At 69.5% G+C, this 17132-nt stretch carries 18 protein-coding genes; 4 read left to right on the forward strand and 14 right to left on the reverse strand.

The genetic code is table 11. The features are described from left to right. From ACFORO_RS04195 to ACFORO_RS04205, 3 genes are read left to right on the forward strand one after another with little or no spacing between them, the layout of a single operon-like run. The gene (locus ACFORO_RS04195; RefSeq protein ID WP_377869643.1) at nucleotides 1–804 is read left to right on the forward strand and encodes an ABC transporter permease; all 804 of its coding nucleotides are present in this window, start codon (nucleotides 1–3) and stop codon (nucleotides 802–804) included. A 17-nt stretch (nucleotides 805–821) separates the two neighbouring features. Beyond that, nucleotides 822–1025 (forward strand): MbtH family protein, encoded by a 204-nt coding sequence (locus ACFORO_RS04200; RefSeq protein ID WP_354741248.1) that lies wholly within the window; start codon nucleotides 822–824, stop codon nucleotides 1023–1025. 1 nt (nucleotide 1026) lies between these two features. Then, nucleotides 1027–1980, forward strand: a complete 954-nt coding sequence (locus ACFORO_RS04205; RefSeq protein WP_377869568.1) for an ATP-binding cassette domain-containing protein — start codon at nucleotides 1027–1029, stop codon at nucleotides 1978–1980. Between the two features lie 148 nt (nucleotides 1981–2128). On the opposite strand, the gene ACFORO_RS04210 is transcribed toward ACFORO_RS04205, so the two are convergent. The 14 genes from ACFORO_RS04210 to ACFORO_RS04275 form a co-directional block, all read right to left on the reverse strand. After that, entirely contained in the window at nucleotides 2129–3427 is a 1299-nt protein-coding gene (locus ACFORO_RS04210; protein WP_377869569.1) for an MMPL family transporter, read from the reverse strand. Between the two features lie 120 nt (nucleotides 3428–3547). Then, nucleotides 3548–4525, reverse strand: a complete 978-nt coding sequence (gene sbnA / locus ACFORO_RS04215; protein ID WP_377869570.1) for a 2,3-diaminopropionate biosynthesis protein SbnA — start codon at nucleotides 4523–4525, stop codon at nucleotides 3548–3550. Nucleotides 4526–4529: 4 nt separating this feature from the next. Further along, on the reverse strand, nucleotides 4530–5567 hold the full coding sequence (gene sbnB, locus ACFORO_RS04220; RefSeq protein ID WP_377869571.1) for a 2,3-diaminopropionate biosynthesis protein SbnB: 1038 nt from the start codon (nucleotides 5565–5567) through the stop codon (nucleotides 4530–4532). Between the two features lie 39 nt (nucleotides 5568–5606). Next, nucleotides 5607–6977: a preATP grasp domain-containing protein gene (locus tag ACFORO_RS04225; RefSeq protein ID WP_377869572.1), complete on the reverse strand. Its 1371-nt coding sequence runs from the start codon at nucleotides 6975–6977 to the stop codon at nucleotides 5607–5609. Between the two features lie 69 nt (nucleotides 6978–7046). Then, a complete protein-coding gene (locus ACFORO_RS04230) occupies nucleotides 7047–7781 on the reverse strand; it encodes a beta-ketoacyl-ACP reductase (RefSeq protein WP_377869573.1) in 735 nt (244 codons plus the stop codon). Next, nucleotides 7778–8854 (reverse strand): beta-ketoacyl synthase N-terminal-like domain-containing protein, encoded by a 1077-nt coding sequence (locus ACFORO_RS04235; protein WP_377869574.1) that lies wholly within the window; start codon nucleotides 8852–8854, stop codon nucleotides 7778–7780. The genes ACFORO_RS04230 and ACFORO_RS04235 overlap by 4 nt, the downstream gene beginning before the upstream one ends. Then, complete coding sequence (locus ACFORO_RS04240) at nucleotides 8851–10098, reverse strand: beta-ketoacyl-[acyl-carrier-protein] synthase family protein (RefSeq protein ID WP_354741233.1); 1248 nt, start codon at nucleotides 10096–10098, stop codon at nucleotides 8851–8853. The genes ACFORO_RS04235 and ACFORO_RS04240 overlap by 4 nt, the downstream gene beginning before the upstream one ends. A gap of 5 nt (nucleotides 10099–10103) precedes the next feature. Continuing rightward, on the reverse strand, nucleotides 10104–10355 hold the full coding sequence (locus ACFORO_RS04245; protein WP_037812007.1) for an acyl carrier protein: 252 nt from the start codon (nucleotides 10353–10355) through the stop codon (nucleotides 10104–10106). A gap of 171 nt (nucleotides 10356–10526) precedes the next feature. After that, nucleotides 10527–11279, reverse strand: a complete 753-nt coding sequence (locus ACFORO_RS04250) for an AfsR/SARP family transcriptional regulator (protein ID WP_354741231.1) — start codon at nucleotides 11277–11279, stop codon at nucleotides 10527–10529. A gap of 1783 nt (nucleotides 11280–13062) precedes the next feature. Beyond that, a complete protein-coding gene (locus ACFORO_RS04255) occupies nucleotides 13063–14325 on the reverse strand; it encodes a beta-ketoacyl-[acyl-carrier-protein] synthase family protein (protein WP_377869575.1) in 1263 nt (420 codons plus the stop codon). Beyond that, a complete protein-coding gene (locus tag ACFORO_RS04260) occupies nucleotides 14322–14681 on the reverse strand; it encodes a cupin domain-containing protein (protein ID WP_354741466.1) in 360 nt (119 codons plus the stop codon). Before ACFORO_RS04260 ends, ACFORO_RS04255 begins: the two co-directional genes overlap by 4 nt. Nucleotides 14682–14743: 62 nt before the next feature. Then, complete coding sequence (locus ACFORO_RS04265) at nucleotides 14744–15079, reverse strand: TcmI family type II polyketide cyclase (RefSeq protein ID WP_354741227.1); 336 nt, start codon at nucleotides 15077–15079, stop codon at nucleotides 14744–14746. A gap of 79 nt (nucleotides 15080–15158) precedes the next feature. Then, complete coding sequence (locus tag ACFORO_RS04270; protein WP_354741225.1) at nucleotides 15159–15875, reverse strand: SDR family NAD(P)-dependent oxidoreductase; 717 nt, start codon at nucleotides 15873–15875, stop codon at nucleotides 15159–15161. Between the two features lie 96 nt (nucleotides 15876–15971). Further along, nucleotides 15972–16589: a PadR family transcriptional regulator gene (locus ACFORO_RS04275; protein ID WP_377869576.1), complete on the reverse strand. Its 618-nt coding sequence runs from the start codon at nucleotides 16587–16589 to the stop codon at nucleotides 15972–15974. A gap of 142 nt (nucleotides 16590–16731) precedes the next feature. Here ACFORO_RS04275 and ACFORO_RS04280 point away from each other — a divergent pair, with 142 nt between their 5' ends. Continuing rightward, nucleotides 16732–17115 carry a SchA/CurD-like domain-containing protein gene (locus ACFORO_RS04280; protein ID WP_354741221.1) on the forward strand — a complete coding sequence of 128 codons (384 nt, stop codon included), beginning with the start codon at nucleotides 16732–16734 and terminating at the stop codon, nucleotides 17113–17115. Nucleotides 17116–17132: the final 17 nt, after the last annotated feature.

The following is a 17132-nucleotide window of genomic DNA, read 5'->3' on the forward strand; positions in this document are numbered from 1 at the left end:
ATGACTACCCCGGCGAATCCGCCGCGGGCAGCGGCGTTCGTCGAAACGTTCGCCCTGGCCGGCCGGCGGCTGATCCACCTGCGCCAAGTGCCCGGCCGACTGCTCGCGATCACCCTGAACTCCCTGATCACCATGCTGGCCATCGGGTACGTCTTCAAGGGCGCGGTGAGCGTCGAAGGCGGCGGCAGCTACCCGGAGTTCCTCTTCCCGGCCGCACTCATGCAGGTCGGCCTCGCCGGGGTCGCGCCGACCGCGATCGCGGTGGCGATGGACCTCAAAGGCGGCCTGACCGACCGATTCCGCTCCCTGCCGATCTCCCGTCCCGCCGTGCTGTTCGGCCACACCATCGGCGACGCGCTGGTCGGCTTCATCGCGCTGGCGATCGTCGCCGGGATCGGGCTGGCGGTCGGCGGCCGCGTGCACGCCGGGTTCCCCGCGCTGCTCGCCGGGTTGGCCGTGCTCGCGCTCTTCCTCTACGTGATGATCTGGGTCGGCGTGCTGCTGGGGCTCACGATGGGCAATCCCGAATCGATCGACGGCGTCGGCGCGGTGCTGACGCTCGGGCTTTCCTTCCTGTCCAACGCTTTCATGGCGGTCAGCCAGCTCCCGTCGTGGGTCCGGCCGATCGCCGAATGGAACCCGGTCAGCTCCGTCACCACGCTGTGCCGCCAGCTGTGGGGCGTGCCGGTGCCCGCGGACGATTCGTTCCCCGCGCAGCATCCCGGCATCGTCGTCGCGGTGACGCTGGTCGTGCTGTTCGCCGCGGCGACCCTGCTGAGCTTCCGCCGTTACCGCCTCGCCTAACCGATCCGGAGTACGCGATGACAAACCCGTTTGACGACCAGAACGGCGCTTTCCTGGTCCTGGTCAACGACGCACAGCAGTACAGTCTCTGGCCTTCGTTCGCGGAAGTCCCGCGAGGCTGGCGGGTCTCGCTCGGCGAGAGCAGCCGCGAAGAAGCCCTCGCGCACATTTCGGGCCGCTGGACCGATCTGTCGCCCGAGAACATCCGGGAAGCAGGCTGACATGGCACACGGAGAACTCGCGATCGAAGCCGAAGGGCTCCGCAAGCGCTACGGCGACCACGAAGCGCTCGCCGGCGTCGACCTCGCCGTCCCGCCCGGCACGGTCCTGGGCTTGCTCGGCCCCAACGGCGCGGGCAAAACCACGACCGTCCGGATGCTCGCGACCCTGCTTCCGCCGGACGGCGGCCGCGCGCTGGTCGCCGGGCACGACATCGTGGCGGAACGCAAGCAGGTCCAGCGGCACATCGCGCTCGCGGGCCAGTACGCGGCCGTCGACGAACTGCTGACCGGCAGGCAAAACCTCGTGCTGCTCGGCCGTCTTCTGCACCTCGGCCGTCGAGGCGCGCGCGCCCGCGCGGGAGAACTGCTGGAGCGGTTCAACCTGGTCGAGGCGGCGGACCGCGCGGTCGGCACCTACTCCGGCGGGATGCGTCGCCGGCTGGACCTCGCGACCTGCCTCGTGGCGCGGCCCTCGGTGCTGTTCCTCGACGAACCGACCACGGGGCTCGACCCGGCGAGCCGGATGGGCTTGTGGACGATGGTCCGTGAGCTGGTCGGCGAAGGCGTCACGGTCCTGCTCACCACGCAATACCTCGAGGAAGCCGACTACCTCGCCGACCGGATCGTGGTCATCGACAAGGGCCGGAGCGTCGCGGAAGGAACCGCGGACGAGCTCAAGCGCAAGGTCGGCCGGGAACGGCTGGAAGTCGCCGTCGCGCACCCCGAAGGCCTCGCGGACGCAGTGGCGGCGCTGACGCCGGTCGCGGTGGGCGTCCCGGTCGTCGACGAACGCCGGTGCAGCATCTCCCTCGAACTGCTCGACGAGAGCGGCGGGATCGCGGCGGCGGCGAACGCGTTGCACGAACGCGGCGTCGCGCTGGCGGATTTCGCGCTGCGCCGGCCGACCCTCGACGAAGCCTTCCTCGACCTCACCGGGCACCCGACCACCGGGTGATCCCGACGCTCGGGTCTTAAGGCGGTGCTGCCCGGGGCGAGGCGGCTGCTGCCGGACCTATCACCGCTTGCTCGCGTCCGTGAGGGGAACCCTGAGGGACTCTGATTCCCTCAGGGTTCCCCTCACGGACAAAGCACGCACCGCCGCCTCACCTTCGCGCAGCCCCCGGCCCGGTCCGCCGCCACCAGCGGACCGGGCCGGCTAGCGAGAGCAGCAAGGGCAGCAGCACCAACCGGATCACCAGCACGTCCATCGCCAGCGCCGCGGCGGCTGCCCAGCCGAACTCGCTCAGTGCGCCGGTGCCAGCGATCCCGAGAGCGCTGAAGATCCCGATCGACACCACGCTCGCACTGGAGATCGCCACGGTGCCGCGACGCAGTCCTTCGGCGAGCACATGCTGTGGCGACATCCCAGTCAGCGCTTCGACGCGGAAGTGGTGCAGCAGGCACACGTGCATGTCAGTCGTGGGCGCGGCGAGCACGGCCACCAGCGCCACGGGCAGCCACGTCGGGGTCGGCGGGTCCATGCAGGTGAGCATGGTCAGCGCGAAAAGCGCGGACAGCACCGAAAGCGCCGCGGTCGTCAGCGTGATCACCACCGGTCGGAAAGCCGTGATCACCGCCAGCGAAGTCAATCCGATCAGCAGCGCCAACGGCAACGGCGGCAGCGTCGGCGATTCGAGGTAGCGGTAGACGACGTAGCCGAGTGCCGCGGCGGTGCACACCAGCGCGCCGATGAGCCCAGCTGCGCTGCGGTAACGCCAGGTTGCTGGCAGGCGGGCAACGAACCGGGGCAGCCAGTGCCACTGGAAGGACCGCCGCACGGGAAGCGTGGTCCGGGTCAGCAACACGGGGAGCAGCGTCAGCGCGGCGGCGGCTTCCACGAGGATCACCAGGACCACGGCCGCCGCCAGTCGCATGACCTGCGGCTCGCCGGTGAGATACAGCCCGGTCATCGCGGTCAGCATCGCGAGCCCGGTGACGAGCGCGGTCCGTCCGGCCGTTGAGGCGACGATCTGTGCGGTGTCTGAGACGGTGTGCTTGCCCGGCGGCATCTCCTGCTGCCTGCGGACCGCGAACAGCAGGTGGTTGGCCGCGCTCGTGATGCCCGGCAGGAGAACGAGGTTCCAGCTGCCGAACGAGCCCGTTCCTTCGGCCGCCGTCAGCAGCACCCCGAGCGCGCTGACGCCGACCGTCGCGAGATAGCCGAACGCGATCGCGGCCAGCCGCAGCGATCCCAGCACCAGCACCAGCAGCAACGCGGTGAGCGGGCCGCCGACGGCGAGGACGGAACCGGCGGGCGGGAATCCGGGCTGGGCGGAGCCGCCGGTCGCGGCGGCGAAACCCTCGCTCGCCGCCGCGACCAGGAACAGCAGCCACGCGCACAGGACCGGGCCGGGGTGTCCGGCACACCAGCGCGCGAGACGGAGCAGAGGTAGCGTTCGCAATTGCCGCACTCCTTGGGCCGCTTCAGGCCTCCCGCCGCGCAGGCGGCAAGCCGGACGGTCTAAGGATGGCTCCTCGTGATCGTGCGCACACTGGGCGTGGCACCTCGATTTCGAGTGGTACTAGCTCCCGAGCGCGGCGGGCGGGGCGAGCGCCGCGTCTCCGTAGAGGTCGGCCACCCACTGGTCGTGGTAGACCGTGTCGAGGTAGCGGTCGCCGAGATCGGGGGAGACCGCCACCGCGGTGAGGTTCTCGCCGTGCGCGTGCCGGTCGAGCCAGTTCAGCGCCCCGGCGACGACGGTGCCGGTCGAGCCGCCGAACAGGAACCCCGCCCGGACGAGACGGCGGCACATGCGCACGGTGGCGAGTTCCGGCACGTGCACCACATCGTCCACATAGGACTCGTCGAGCAGCGCGGGCCGGACCCCGGTGCCGAGACCGGGGATCATCCGCGGGGCGGCCGGGGTCCCGAAGGTCACCGAACCGACGGTGTCGATGGCCACCACGCGCATGCCTGGACAGTGTTCGCGCAGGTACCGCGCGCATCCCATCAGCGTGCCGGTCGTGCCCGCCCCGATGAACGCGACGTCGGCGTCGGGGAACGAGTTCGCGATCTGCGGGCCGGTGGTGCGGTAGTGCGCCTGCCAGTTGCCCGCGTTCGCGTACTGGTTGAGCCACACCCGGTCGTCGCCCTCGGCGCACAGCCGCCGCACGTGCGCGATCCGTGCGCCGAGCAGCCCGTCTTTCGGATGCGGCTCGGTGATCACGTGCACCTCGGCGCCGAGCGTCTGCATGAGCTGCCGGGCGCCGAGGGTGCAGCGTGAGTCGGTGACGCAGATGAACCGGTAGCCGCGGCTGGTGGCGACCAGGCTGAGCGCCACCCCGAGGTTGCCCGACGAGCTCTCCACGAGGGTCGCGCCGGGCCGCAGCGTGCCGTCCAGTTCGGCGGCGTCGATCATCTCGGTCGCGGCCTTGATCTTGATCGAACCGGCGAAGTTGAAGCCCTCGCATTTGAGGTAGAGCGATCGCCCTGTACACCCGTTCAGGTCGACGAACAGGTCGCCGACGTTGAACTCGTGCGGACTGGTGATGATCGGCATCGGCTCAGCGCTTGCCGTAGCGGTCGAGTTCGAAGAAGAAGTCGCCGACCTCGTGCAGTTCGCCCCGGCGGCGCAGTTCGTCCAGGACGTGCTTGCCGACCGCGAGGTCGAGCACGCCGAGTCCGAACGGCGAGAACACCAGCGGCCGGCCGGCGTCCAGGGCGAGTGCCCCGGACATCACGTCGAAGAGGGTGCCGTCGAGGAAGTCGCGTCCGCCGGTGACCTGTTCGGCCAGGTGCACCGAGGTGTTGGCCTTCAGGCAATGCTCGACGTCGTCGACCACGTTGGCCGACGCGAGGATCACCTCGGTGGACAGGTCGCGCAGGGAAACGTTCAGCACCAGCGGGTTGTGGCCGAACCAGGCCGGATCGTGCACGTGCGGTTCACCGGCGACGGTGGCGAACACGATCAGGTCGCTGCCGCGGATCAGTTCCTCCGCGCTCCCGCGCACCGCGATCCCGCTCGCGCCGGTGCTCTCCAGGTAGCCCCGGAAACCGGCGGCGTGTTCGGCGGAGAGGTCGAAGACCGCGGTCTCGTCGAAGTCCCAGCCGGTGCCGATCAGGAACCGGTGCACGTACCGCGCGATGAGCCCGGTGCCGACGAACCCGAGCCTCCGGGGTCGTTCGCCGCGCCGGCTGAGCCAGTCGGCCGCCAGCGCCGCCGACGCCGCGGTGCGGCTGGCGCTGATGATCGAGCTTTCCATGCAGGCCAGCGGATAGCCGGTCGCCTGGTCGTTGAGGATCAGCACGGCCGACGCGCGCGGCAGCCCGGTGCGGACGTTCTCCGGGAAGCTGGAGATCCACTTGACGCCGTCCACCGCGACCTCCCCGCCGACCGAGGCGGGCAGCGCGATGATGCGCGCGGACGGCCGGTCCGGGAACCGGAGGAAGTAGGAGGGCGGGTTCACGGTCGCCTGCTGCCCGTGCAGCCGGTAGGTCGCTTCGATCAGTTCGACGAGCTGTTTCTCGGCGCCGTCGAGCACTTGGTGCACCTGAGCTCCGGACACGACGGCGAACTCCGGAACGGTGGCGGTTTCGGTCACAGAACTTCCTTAGTCTTCGGCTGGGCGGAAAACGGGTGCTCAGTCCTGCTGCAGGACGGCCAGCGCGCGTTCGATTCGCGCGTCGATCCGGTCGACCTCGGCGACCGAATCCCCGATGAGCACGCCGTAGAGGCGGCCGGCGAACGGGGCTCCGTCCGCGGTCTGCGCACCGGCGTTGACGGTGGCGAAGTTGTTCACCAGCAGGCCGCTGCCCGCGCCGTCGAACAGCAGGTCGCCGAGCACGTCGCGGACCCGGTCGAAGCCGACGCTGGCGCCGAGCCGCAGCGAGTAGTGCCGGGCCATCGCGGTCTCGCCCGCGGTGACGAAGCGTTCCTGGATCGGCACCTGATAGGTGGACATGTTGTTGCGGGCGTTGATTTCCAGCACCGGGAAGACGCCGCCGTCCGGTTCGACGATCGCGTCCACCCCCACGACGCCGTAGTAGCCGTCGGCGGCGAGCCGCCCGCCGAGCGCCTGCGCCGCGGACCGGATGATCTCGATCTGCTTCTCGTCCAGCCGAGGCGGGATCCGGTGTCCTTTGTGGACGCCGTGCTCGGTGATGAGCTCCTTGACGAAGTCGAAGTGCACCGAACCGTCTCGGCTCACGGTGAACTGGTAGTTGAGGTCGGCGCGCTTGTCGACCCACTCCTCGACGACGAACGCGATCCGGTCCCGGCCCTTGCGTCGCGCGGTCGCGGAGATCATCCGGCGCAACCGGTCGAGCCTGCGTTCGTCGGAGACCACCGAGATCCCCTTGCCGGACACCCCGAACGCCTCCTTGACGACGACCCGCCGTCCGGTGGCGAGCACCGAGGCCGCCTCGGCGACGGCCTCGTCGAGTAGGTCGAGCGTGTCGCACGCCCACCCATTCGGCTGCCGCAATCCGAGCTGCGTCGCGATGCGCCGGCTGTAGATCTTGCTGTTCACCGCCTTGCACCGAGCCGCGTCGGGCGCGGCCAGCGGCAACCCGGTCGCGGTGGACAGTTCTTCCTCCACCGCCGAGACGCCGTGCGCGAGCAGATGCGCTTCGTCGGTGCGCAGCGCGGAAAGCGCGGCGATCAGCCACGGATCGTGCAGGGCGTCCTGGCTGACCGTGCGCGCCGGGTCCGGGTCCGTGATGACGTGGATCTGCGGCAGGTCGAGGCCGAGCCCTTCCAGATAGCCGCGGTAACCGGGATCGGGCGCGTGCTTGAGCACCACGTGGTCCCGCTTTCCGCCCAGCAGCAATGCGAACTCGTCCATGCTGTTCACGACCGCCATACCGCCCGGGGCGGACACCCTGGGCAGCCCCTGCTCGTCGACCGCCCACTGCTCCTCGACCTCGAAGTTGCCGACGAACACCAGCGGGCGCTCGGCCGAGCCCAGAACCGCGGTCTTGAGCCGCGGGATGAAACCGTTGTCGGCGCTCATGACGTCCTTTCGCCAGCGCACGGGTAGGACGCGGCACGCGCTGCCTGCGCTGCCGCGGGGGAGGACCGGTTAGACGACGAAGCCGCCGTCGACCTCGAAAACGCTGCCGGTGACGTAGGAGGCGCGTTCGGAAACCAGGAAAGACACCAGGTCCGCGACCTCTTCCGGCCTGCCGAAGCGGCGCAGCGGAACAGCCTTCAGCATTTTCTCGCGGGTCGCGTCGCTCAGCTTGCCGAGCATGTCGGTCTCGATCAGGCCCGGCGCGACGGAGTTGACGCGCACCCCGTACCGGCCGACCTCCTTGGCCAGCGCCTTCGTGAAACCGAGCACGCCGCTCTTGGCCGCGGAGTAGTTGGTCTGCGTCGGATTGCCGTGCACGCCGGACACCGAGGACAGCGTCACCACGCTTCCGGCGCGGCGTTTGATCATCCGGAACACGGCGGGACGGCACGCGTGGAAGACGCCGTCGAGGTTCGTGCGCAGGACACTCGACCAGTCCGGCTCGGACATCAGCGCGAGCGAACCGTCCCGGGTGATCCCCGCCGACGTGACCAGCGCGTCCGGCGCGCCGAACCCGTCGGCCGTGCGCTCCACCCACGCCGTGACCGCCTCGCCGTCGGCGACGTCGACCTGGCTGGCCTCGACCCGGACGCCCAGGTCAAGGACTTCCTTGACGAGGACGTCCGTCGCGGTTTGGTTGCTGTGATAGCAAAAGGCGACGTCGAACCCGTCCTGGGCGAGGCGGAGCACGACTGCCCGGCCGATCCCTCGAGAGCCGCCGGTCACGAGCGCGGTTTTGCTCATCGCGCACCGCCGAGCTGCAGCAGCGCGCAGGCCACCGAACCGTCGTCGTCGCAGGCGGTGACGACGATGTGGTCCTGCTCGCCGTGGTCAGCGCCGTCAGCGATGCTGAGCACCGACGCCAAGCCGAACAGCGCCGTCGCCGCCGAGGTGTCGCCGATGAGATCCACCGGTGGCACGCGGTCCGTCACTTCGTCGCCGAACAACTGCCGCAGCGTCGCGTCCTCAGGGCGATCCGACCCAGCGGGGAAGCCGCTGCCAATCGCCGCCCACACCCGTTCTGCCGCGACGCCAGACCGTTTCAGCAGCGAGGACACGGTGGCGTGCAAGGTTCCGGCGAGATCCCCGTCGAGGCAGATCCGCGAGTCGATGCCAGTCAACGTCGCCAGCACGTTGCGCGGATCGGCCGAATCCGCCGGTTCCAGCAGGAACATCGCACAGCCTTCGCCGAGCGTCGCCGCCCCGCCGCGCCGGTGGTGTTCAAGCCAAGACCGCGCATCTGAATGCTCCTCGGCGGCACCGCACAGCACCTGCGCCGCACGCTCGGTCATCAGCAACCGGCGGGCGTAGTTCAGCGCCTGCAACCCAGTGGTGCGACCAGCGGCGATCGTCGCGTTGGGGCCCTTGAGCCCGTGCCAGATCGCGGCCTGCCCGGCCGCGCAGTTCATCACCGTGCCGGGAACGGCGGCGGGCTCGACGTGGTCGGGCTGCTCGCCGGTGATCGACGCGCGGGTGAAGTCCATCATGCTCTGCGCGCTGCCGGTCGTGGTGCCGAGCACGAACCCGATGTGCTCGCGGTCCCCGTCCGGATCCAGTTCCATGTCGGCGAGCAGTTGCTGCGCCGCCGCCACGGTGAGCCCGCTGACCCGGTTCATCGCCCGGGTCTTCTTGCGGCCGAACATCTCGCGCACGTCGAAGCTGGGCACGACGGCCGCCGGATCACCTTGTGCACCGCGGTCAACGGTCGGCTCGCGCCGGGAGCGAACGCCGTCGGCGAACGCCTCCCGGCCGTAGCCGAAGGGGGAAATGGCCGTCCAGGCCGAGATGACCGGACGGCGCCGGGCTGGTGCGGTCACCGCGCGGTCTCCTTTCGGGGCTGCCGCTCGTACCGGCCGAGCAGGACCACGGCGTTGTTGCCGCCGAAGGCCCAGCCGTTGTTCTGCACGATGTCGAGGTCGGCGTCGACGGATTCGTTGGGCACGCAGTCCACCGGGCAGTCCGGGTCGGTGTCGCGATGGTTGATGGTGGGCGGGATGAACTGCTCGGTGAGCGCGATCGAACAGCCGATCGCGGCCAGTGCGCTCGCCGCGCCCATCGAGTGCCCCAGCATGGACTTCATCGACACGGTCCGCGGCGGCTTAGGCCCGAAGAGGTCGCGGATCGCGGCGGATTCGGTCATGTCGTTGGCCTTGGTGCCGGTGCCGTGCGCGGAGATCAGGTCGATCTCGCCGGGCTTGACCCCGGCGTCGGCCAGCGCCAGTTCCATGCAACGGGCGATCCCGGCCTGATGCGGCGCGACGGGATGGTGCGCGTCGCAGGACATGCCGTACCCCAGCACTTCCGCGTAGATCCGGGCGCCGCGGGCGAGCGCGGAGTCCAGGCTCTCCAGCAGCAGGATGCCCGCGCCCTCGCCAGTGAGGATGCCCATCCGGTTGCGGTCGAAGGGACGGCAGCAGTCCGGGGCGATGCTGCGCAACCGGTAGAACGAGGTGAACGTCTTGCGGCACAGCGCGTCCGCGCCGCCGCAGAGGGCGAACTCGGCGTCCCCGCACCGGATCGCGTCGAGCGAGTTGCCGATGGCGTAGTTGCCCGCCGAACACGCCGTCGCGATGGTCCCGGTCTCGACGTCGGTCAGTTCCAGCTCGCGCGCGATCGACGTGGCGAGCCGGCCCGCGGAGGTGCGGCGCACCAGTCGCGGGTCGAGACCGGCCAGCCCGGCGGAGAGTTCCTGCCCCACCAGGCCGTCGAGTTCGTGCGCCTCGCCGTCGGTGCTGCCCACCGAGACGAGCGTCCGCGCGGCGCGCAGGGTTTCCAGCGGCAGCCCCGAATCCTCGACGGCGAGGCGCGCGGCGGCGGTGGAGAACCGGCTCGCCCGGCCGAGGTCGCCGGGGTCGAGCGTGCGGATCCACTGGGCGGGCTCGAAGTCGGTGACCTCGCAGCCGTTGTCGTGGGCGAACCCGGTGGTGTCGAACACCGAGATCGGCCGGACGTTGCTGCGCCCGGCGCGCAGCGCGGAGGTGAACTCCCGTACCCCGATGCCGATGCTGGACACGACGCCGCATCCGGTGATGACGACCCGGCGTCCGATGCTCGTCGACATGGTCTCTACCAGCTCGCGGATTCCGACACGACCTCGTACACCGCGCGCAGGTTGGTCATCCTGGCGAACTGGGCCTGGTCGATCGTGACGCCGAACTTCTTCTCCAGCGCGGCCAGCACGTCCATCAGCGACAGCGAGTCCGCCTCGTGGTCGTCGGCGAAGTCGCTGGTTTCGGTGAGCTCGGCGTCGTCGAGCTCGAGGTGCGTGCAGACGATCTCGCGGATCTGCTGCATGCGTTCGGAGACGGCTGTCGTCATGGGGGCACTCCCGATAGTCAGGGACCGGTTCTGGGATCGGCCCGAAACTAGCGGCGAGCGGTGACACCCTTCTGACCTCGTTCTGACAGACCCCTGACGCGCCCGGTTCGTCGGCGCGCTGTCAGCAGCCGGTCATCGGGGACTGCCATGCTCACGATCGTGAACGACGGCTCAGTCGAGGACCCGGTCCTGCATCAGAATGGACTGGTACAACCGCCGCAGCCCCGGCCCCGGCTCCAGCCCGAGTTCGGCGCTCAGCCACTGCCGGGTGCTGTGGAAGACCGAGACCGCTTCGCCCTGCCTGCCGTCGCGATAGAGCGAGATCATCAAGTACTCGCTGAGCCGCTCACGCGCCGGGTTCTCGGCGACGAGCTGTTTCAGGTCATGGGAAAGCCCGTGATGTTCCCCGACCTGCAACCGCGCGGAGATCAGGTCCTCCTGCACGGTCAGCCGATGCTCGTTGAGCTGCTCGGCGGCCATCCGGCAGCGAGTGCAATCGGCCACGTCGAGCAACGCCGGCCCGCGCCAGAGTCGCAACGCCTGCTCGAACACCGTGATGGCAGCGCGCGGATCCTGCCCGAGCAAGCTCGCGCCGCGCTGCGCCAGAGCGGAGAACCGATGCGCGTCGACCGCCTCGGCGGGCACGGTCATCAGATAACCGCTGCTGACCGTGCGGACCACCTCGCGCTCGCCGGTCACGTTGAACACGAGCTTCCGCAACCGGGCGATGTTGGCCTGCAACGCGTTGCGCACGTTGGAGACCGGTTTGTCGGCCCACAGTTCGTCCGCGAGCGTGTCCAGGGACAACGGCACCCCCGGCGACAAGGCCAGCAACGCGAGCACGGTCCGCACCTTTCGCGACGCGACTCCGTGCCTCCGGCCGGCTTGCCGGAGCGTCACCGATCCCAATAGCTCAATTTCCATATCTACCCCTGAGGAAAAATAGCCCGTCTCAAGTGACCCCACGCACCGAGCTGTCGGCCGAGCCGAGCATGTCAGAACTTGAAAAGACGGTCTACCTCCGATTGGGGTAATGAGTTGGCGTCATGTTCGACAGTTTCGGGCTCCGAATAGGAAGGACCCTCCCGATTTACCGCCCCTGACCTCCCGATGGTGGTGCTGGCACCAGTCAGGACAGTGGTGGTACCTCCCCCAAGGGGCCCTTCTCGGGCGAATACCTTGTCGTACTGGCCGGTACGGTGTTGAATCAATTAACGCCACCGGGGCGCCACTGCTTATTTCGGCGGGCGCGGAGTTGCAATTGCAGTAACGGGCAATGTTTCTGCCCGTTGCCGCCGAATCGGATAATGGTTATTTATTAGCGATCTGGCGACGGAGGGTGTTTCCATTGTTCCCGTGGGTTGCGGTGGCATTCGGCATCGTGAACGCCCCGCCTCTCGACTGCTGGGAACAAATCCGCCTTGTGTGCCAGAAGTCCATTGCGTGCGGCCCGTGCAATACTCGTGCCCTTTTGTTACCGGGCTGAGCCGGAGGCCGGAGCTGCGCCAACGGCTTCCCGTGCGCGCGACCCGTCCGGGCGGGGGACTCCGTCGTTCTCGGGAAAGCTTCCGGGGCTATGACGAGGAGGCCCGGCAAGATCCGGCACTTTCGAGGCGTGCGGAACTCCTCTTCCCGGCTGACGGCGGCGGTGAACGCAAACCTCCGTTTTCGCCCCTTCCTCACATTGGCCTAGACCATTAGCGTGTCGCGCCCCCGTCGTGACGCGACATCCGCCGACCCCCGTTTTCCCGCCCGCGGACGTCGTCTCCCGCATCCCGGCCGGAACCTTCGACCGCCTCGCCCCGGGCCGTACCTCCGTGCCCAGTGGTCTGGTCCAGCAGTGTCCGGAAACAAGCCCAGCCGGGTGGCGGCACCCGCTTCGTTTTGGGAGACTCCGGCCGAGCCGTCCGAAAGTTTCCTTCTGACACTCCGTGGCGTGATTTCCGACCGTCACGCCTTCGCCCGCAGCCGTTGTCTCCGGGAACGAAAAACCGCCTGGTCCGCACTCGCGTGCTTGACCGAACGGCATGATCGGGATCGAGCGGACTTCTTGGCGGTTCCGCCGCGAGCGCCTCGGACAGACGACCGTAGAAGGTGTCGGCGAAGCCGGGCGTCCAATGCCTGGGACTCAAGCCGCGCAGCCCGCGCCCGCTCACCGTCCACAAAGGACTCCTATTCCGCCGGAATGCCCGATTTGTCGCCATGTGGCCGTGCTCTGAAGTCCGTGAAGGGCTGCTTGAGGGAATCAGATTCCCTCAAGGAGCCCTTCACGGACCGCAACCCGGCTCCCGGGGTCCACGGCGACGTGCGCTCAACCGGACCGAACCCGCCGAGCCGGGGAAACACGCCAGCAGCGCGTCCATGCCATAGCCTTAAGCTCCCGACATGGCAATCTGGGGCAGTGAAGGGGCCCTCGCGGACGCCTGGACTCCATGTCAGGGACCTAATGCGGCGCTGCGGGTGCGGGTTGCCCAGGCCGGAAGACCTGGGCGGGGCCAAACGTCCGTGAGGGGAACCCTGAGGGACTCAGAGTCCCTCAGGGTTCCCCTCACGGAGTTCAGCAAGTGGTTACATACTCATCAATCAGGCATTCCGACGAGCACCGAAGTCCTTTGTGGACGTTCGGCGGACGCGGGCCGCGCAGCTTGAGTCCCTGGCAGTGACGCCTGGCCCCGCCAAGGTCCGCCCGGCCCGGAGGTCCCGGAACTCAGCGGCTGTCCGGCCCGCTCAGCACGACCGCGGTCTGGAAGCCGCCGAATCCGCTGCCCACGCTGAGCACGACGTCGGTGCGGTGTTCGCGGGCCACCAGCGGCACGTAGTCGAGCCCCAAGTCCGGATCCGGTTCTTTCAGGTTGGCGGTCGGCGGCACCACCTGGTTGTCGATCGCCAGCGCGCAGGCGGCGAGCTCCAGCGCGCCGATCGAGCCGAGCGAGTGCCCGATCATCGATTTGATCGAGCTGATCGGGACGTCGAACGCGTGCGCTCCCAGGCTCCGCTTGAACGCCGCCGTCTCGTGCCGGTCGTTCTGTTTGGTCGCCGAACCGTGCGCGTTCACGTAGTCGATCTCGCCCGGGTCCCGTTTCGCGTACCGGAGCGCGGCGTTGATCGCCTCGGACAGCTCCCGGCCGTTCGGCTTGAGCCCGGTCATGTGGAACGCGTTGGTGCGATTGGCGAAACCGTCGATGATCCCGTAGATCTTCGCCCCGCGGGCCCGCGCCGTGGCTTCGCTCTCCAAGGTGAGGATCGCCGCGCCCTCGCCGAGCACGAAACCGTCCCGGCGGACGTCGAACGGCCGTGAAGCGTGCTCCGGGTCGTCCAGGTTCGGGGTGGTGGCCCGGATCGCGTCGAACGACGCCAAGGTGATCGGCGAGATCGGCGCCTCGGTGGCACCGGCGAAGACCACGTCGGCCTCGCCTCGTTCGATCATCATCGCACCGTTCCACACCGCGTCCAGTCCGGACGTGCATCCGGTGGAGACCACCGACGAAGGCCCCTCGGCCCCGACCGCCCAGGCGACTTCGACCGCGAGCGTGCTCGGCACCATGTAGCCGTACAGATGGGGCACCGCGTACTCGTGGTCGAGCAGCCATTCCTTGCCGTCGTCGGACAGCACCCGGTACTCGTTCTCCAGCCCGACGGTGCAGCCGACCGCGCTGCCGACGACGACGCCGACCCGTTCCGGCGGGATCGCGCCCTCCTCGAACCCGCTGTCGCGCATGGCTTCCCCGGCGCAGACGACCGCGAACTGGGCGGCCCGGTCCATCCGGCGCACCTCGCGCGGGGTCAGCCCGTTCGCCAGCGGGTCGAAGTCGACCTCGGCGGCGACCTGGGACCGGAACGGGGCCGGGTCGAAGTGGGTGATCCGCCGGGTGGCCGTCCGGCCCTCGCTGAGCAGGTCCCAGTAGGCCGCGGCGCCGATCGCGCCCGGCGCCACCACGCCGATCCCGGTGATCGCCGCCTTCCGGCTCATCGGGGCCCGCCGACCGCTGGCTGGGATTCGTGCGGCGCGGGCGGTTCCTCGGTGTCCACGTGGCCCAGTTCCGGGCGGGGCGCGAGCGGGGACAGGTGGAAGACGTAGTGCGCCTGCTCGGTCCCGTCGTTCACCAGCCGGTGCCGGGCGCCGATCGGCACCAGCAGCGAATCGCCTTCGGCCAGCGGGATCGGCTCGCCGTCGAGGTAGAGCGTCCCGGAACCGCGCACGAGGTGCAGGAACTCCTCGGAGTGCGGGTGGTAGTGCTCGGACACGTACTCGCCGGGCTCGAGCCACAGCACCCCGCCGAAGCCGGACGTGCTCGCGACCGTGCGCGGACTCAGCGTGACCCGCATTTCGCCGCCGCGGCGGCGATTCGCGGCGACCTCGCGGTAGTGCACCTTGCGGCCGGTCTCGTTCACTGTTCCCTCCCGTTCTCCGCCGACCAGACGTAGAACGGCCGGGCCATGGCGTCTTTCGGCTCTTTCCAGTTCGGGTCGTACGGCGACACCAGCGGCAGCAGCTTGGTGTGGATGTCCTGGTACTGGGCTCCCGGCCGGGCCCGGTACAGCCGGGGGGCGATGTCCTCGTCGGCCTCGACGAGGTGGAAATACAGGTCGTGGAAGCTGAACAGGGTCCGGCGGGAGACGCCGACCTCGTGCGGCAACCCGCTGGCGTCCGATTCCTCGAACACCTCCGCGATCCGGCCGGGGTCGGGTGTCTCGAGTCGCGCCACGATCAGGGTCCGGTGCACGGCGTCCTCCTAGGAACGACCTCGAAAGGGGAATGCCCCGATCTGACACACCGGGGCTGGAATCCGGCTCGAACGCGGCTCACCAGCCGATCAGCCGGTCGCCCCTGCGGAAGGTGCCGGTCGGTCCGCTGTCGGGCAGCGTGACCGCGTCGGCGACGGCGATCGCGGACTCCTCGGCGGTCCGGGTCGCCGACGGCATCATCCGGGTCTTGGTCTGCCCGGGGTTGACCGCGTTCACCAGCACGCCGGTGCCCTCGGTGTGCGCGGCGAGCATCTGGGTCAGGCCGTTGAGCGCGGCTTTGGAGACCGAGTAGGCCGGGCAGCCGATGAACAGGCCGGCGGTGAAGGAACCGGTCGCGCTGGAGACGAACACCAGACGGCCCCAGCCCCGGTCGATCATCGCGGGGAGGAACGCCTGCGCGACCCGCCACGAGCCGAGGAGGTTGACGGCCATCGTGCGCTCGACCAGCTCCGGCTCGACGGTCAGCGGATCGGCCCCGGTGTCGAGCAGCACGCCGGCGTTGGACACCAGAACGTCCACTTCGGGCAGTGCGCGCGCGGCGGCGGTCACCGACGCGGGGTCGGTGACGTCCAGCGCGACGTGCCGCACCGATCGGCCGAGCCCGGCCGCGGCTTCGCGGGCCCGCGCCCCGTCCCGGGCGCTGACGACGACCTCGAAGCCCCGGCTGTGCAGTTCGGCGGCGACCGCCCGGCCCAGACCCCGGTTCGCACCGGTGACCAATGCGGTGCGGACCCTCGGGCCGCGTTCGGGCTGGACAGTGCCTGCGGCGTTCATGAGCACTCCGGATGCGTCGGCGGAACGGACGCGTCCGATGCTGGAGCCGGCGGCTGGACCGCGGATCGGACCGCGGTCGAAGCGCGGCCCGCCGGGTCACGCGTCGGCGGCGGCCCCGTTCAGCTGAGCGGCGTCCAGTTGCAGGAGCGTCCGGCGCAGCCAGTCGATCTCGGCGGTGGCCATGGCCCGCTGATAGTCGGTGTCGACCAGGTGGATCGGGTCGACCGGGTCGGCGAAATCGGCGAGCCGCCCGGTGACCTCGGCCTCGAACTCGGCCAGGTTCCGCTCGCAGGCCTCGAGCCGCTCGCTCAGCGCGGCGATCGCGTCCGGCCGGGAGATCGAGGCGATGAACGCCAGCGCGGCCGGGAATTCGGGGTACTCCACCGCGGGCGTGCGCAGCATGTCCCGCACCCATTCCTGGGACAGCTTGACGCCGCTCTCGGTGGTGCGGAAAACGGTGCGCTCCGGGCGGTTCTCGTGTTTGGCCGTCTCGTGGACGACGATCAGCCCGTGCCGCTCCAACCGGCGCATCGTCTGGTAGATCGCGTTGCGCTGGCTGACGTTGATGACGCGGTCTTTCTCCCATTCGAGAATCCGCTGCCGCAGCCCGTAGGGGTGTTTGGGCTCGACCGCGAGCAGGAGCAGGACGGCCATCGCCAGCGGAGACCGGCGGACGGCCGCCGAGTCTGCCTCGTCGTTCGCGTGTGCGGTCACCCCGGTAATTATAGTCATAACAGAAACATCACAACGGGGCCCGGAGTTCCGGACAGTCCCCGTCCGACGTCGCTCGAGCCTCTCTCCAGGCGCCTGTCACACGGTGTGCGCACACCGTGCCGGAGAGATGCGAGGAGACGCGATGCCTTTCGCCGCGATCAGCTACGACGTCAAGAACGGCCACGAGGACGAACTCGTCGAGGTGTTCGCGGATTTCCGCCGTCCGGACACGTCGACCGTGCCGCCCGCGGCCGCCGACGGCACGCCCAGCCGCATCCTGAGCACCGCGGTGTTCATCCGCGACGGGCTGCTGGTGCGGTTCATCGAGTACGAGGGCGACCTCGCCGCGATCGCGAGGTTCATGGCCGCCCAGCCTGGCGTGCGCGAGGTCGAACGCAAGCTCAAGCCGTACTTGCGGACGCCGCGGGACACCGACACCGAAGAGGGTTTCGTGCGCACGTTCACCGCCAGCCTCCTGCGCAGCGTCACCCAGCTCTCCCTGCCCCGGTCCGGCTCGCCTTCGTGACCCGCCCCGGCTCCCCG

The organism is Amycolatopsis halotolerans (assembly GCF_042647905.1).
GTDB lineage: Bacteria > Actinomycetota > Actinomycetes > Mycobacteriales > Pseudonocardiaceae > Amycolatopsis > Amycolatopsis halotolerans.

Excerpts from the sequence above, each read along its gene's own strand:
- ACFORO_RS04195 (WP_377869643.1), top strand. The coding sequence starts at position 1 with ATGACTACCCCGGCGAATCCGCCGCGGGCAGCGGCGTTCGTCGAAACG.
- ACFORO_RS04200 (WP_354741248.1), top strand. The coding sequence starts at position 822 with ATGACAAACCCGTTTGACGACCAGAACGGCGCTTTCCTGGTCCTGGTC.
- ACFORO_RS04205 (WP_377869568.1), top strand. The coding sequence starts at position 1,027 with ATGGCACACGGAGAACTCGCGATCGAAGCCGAAGGGCTCCGCAAGCGC.
- sbnA (WP_377869570.1), bottom strand. The coding sequence starts at position 4,525 with ATGCCGATCATCACCAGTCCGCACGAGTTCAACGTCGGCGACCTGTTC.
- ACFORO_RS04225 (WP_377869572.1), bottom strand. The coding sequence starts at position 6,977 with ATGAGCGCCGACAACGGTTTCATCCCGCGGCTCAAGACCGCGGTTCTG.
- ACFORO_RS04230 (WP_377869573.1), bottom strand. The coding sequence starts at position 7,781 with ATGAGCAAAACCGCGCTCGTGACCGGCGGCTCTCGAGGGATCGGCCGG.
- ACFORO_RS04240 (WP_354741233.1), bottom strand. The coding sequence starts at position 10,098 with ATGTCGACGAGCATCGGACGCCGGGTCGTCATCACCGGATGCGGCGTC.
- ACFORO_RS04245 (WP_037812007.1), bottom strand. The coding sequence starts at position 10,355 with ATGACGACAGCCGTCTCCGAACGCATGCAGCAGATCCGCGAGATCGTC.
- ACFORO_RS04250 (WP_354741231.1), bottom strand. The coding sequence starts at position 11,279 with ATGGAAATTGAGCTATTGGGATCGGTGACGCTCCGGCAAGCCGGCCGG.
- ACFORO_RS04255 (WP_377869575.1), bottom strand. The coding sequence starts at position 14,325 with ATGAGCCGGAAGGCGGCGATCACCGGGATCGGCGTGGTGGCGCCGGGC.
- ACFORO_RS04260 (WP_354741466.1), bottom strand. The coding sequence starts at position 14,681 with ATGCGGGTCACGCTGAGTCCGCGCACGGTCGCGAGCACGTCCGGCTTC.
- ACFORO_RS04270 (WP_354741225.1), bottom strand. The coding sequence starts at position 15,875 with ATGAACGCCGCAGGCACTGTCCAGCCCGAACGCGGCCCGAGGGTCCGC.
- ACFORO_RS04280 (WP_354741221.1), top strand. The coding sequence starts at position 16,732 with ATGCCTTTCGCCGCGATCAGCTACGACGTCAAGAACGGCCACGAGGAC.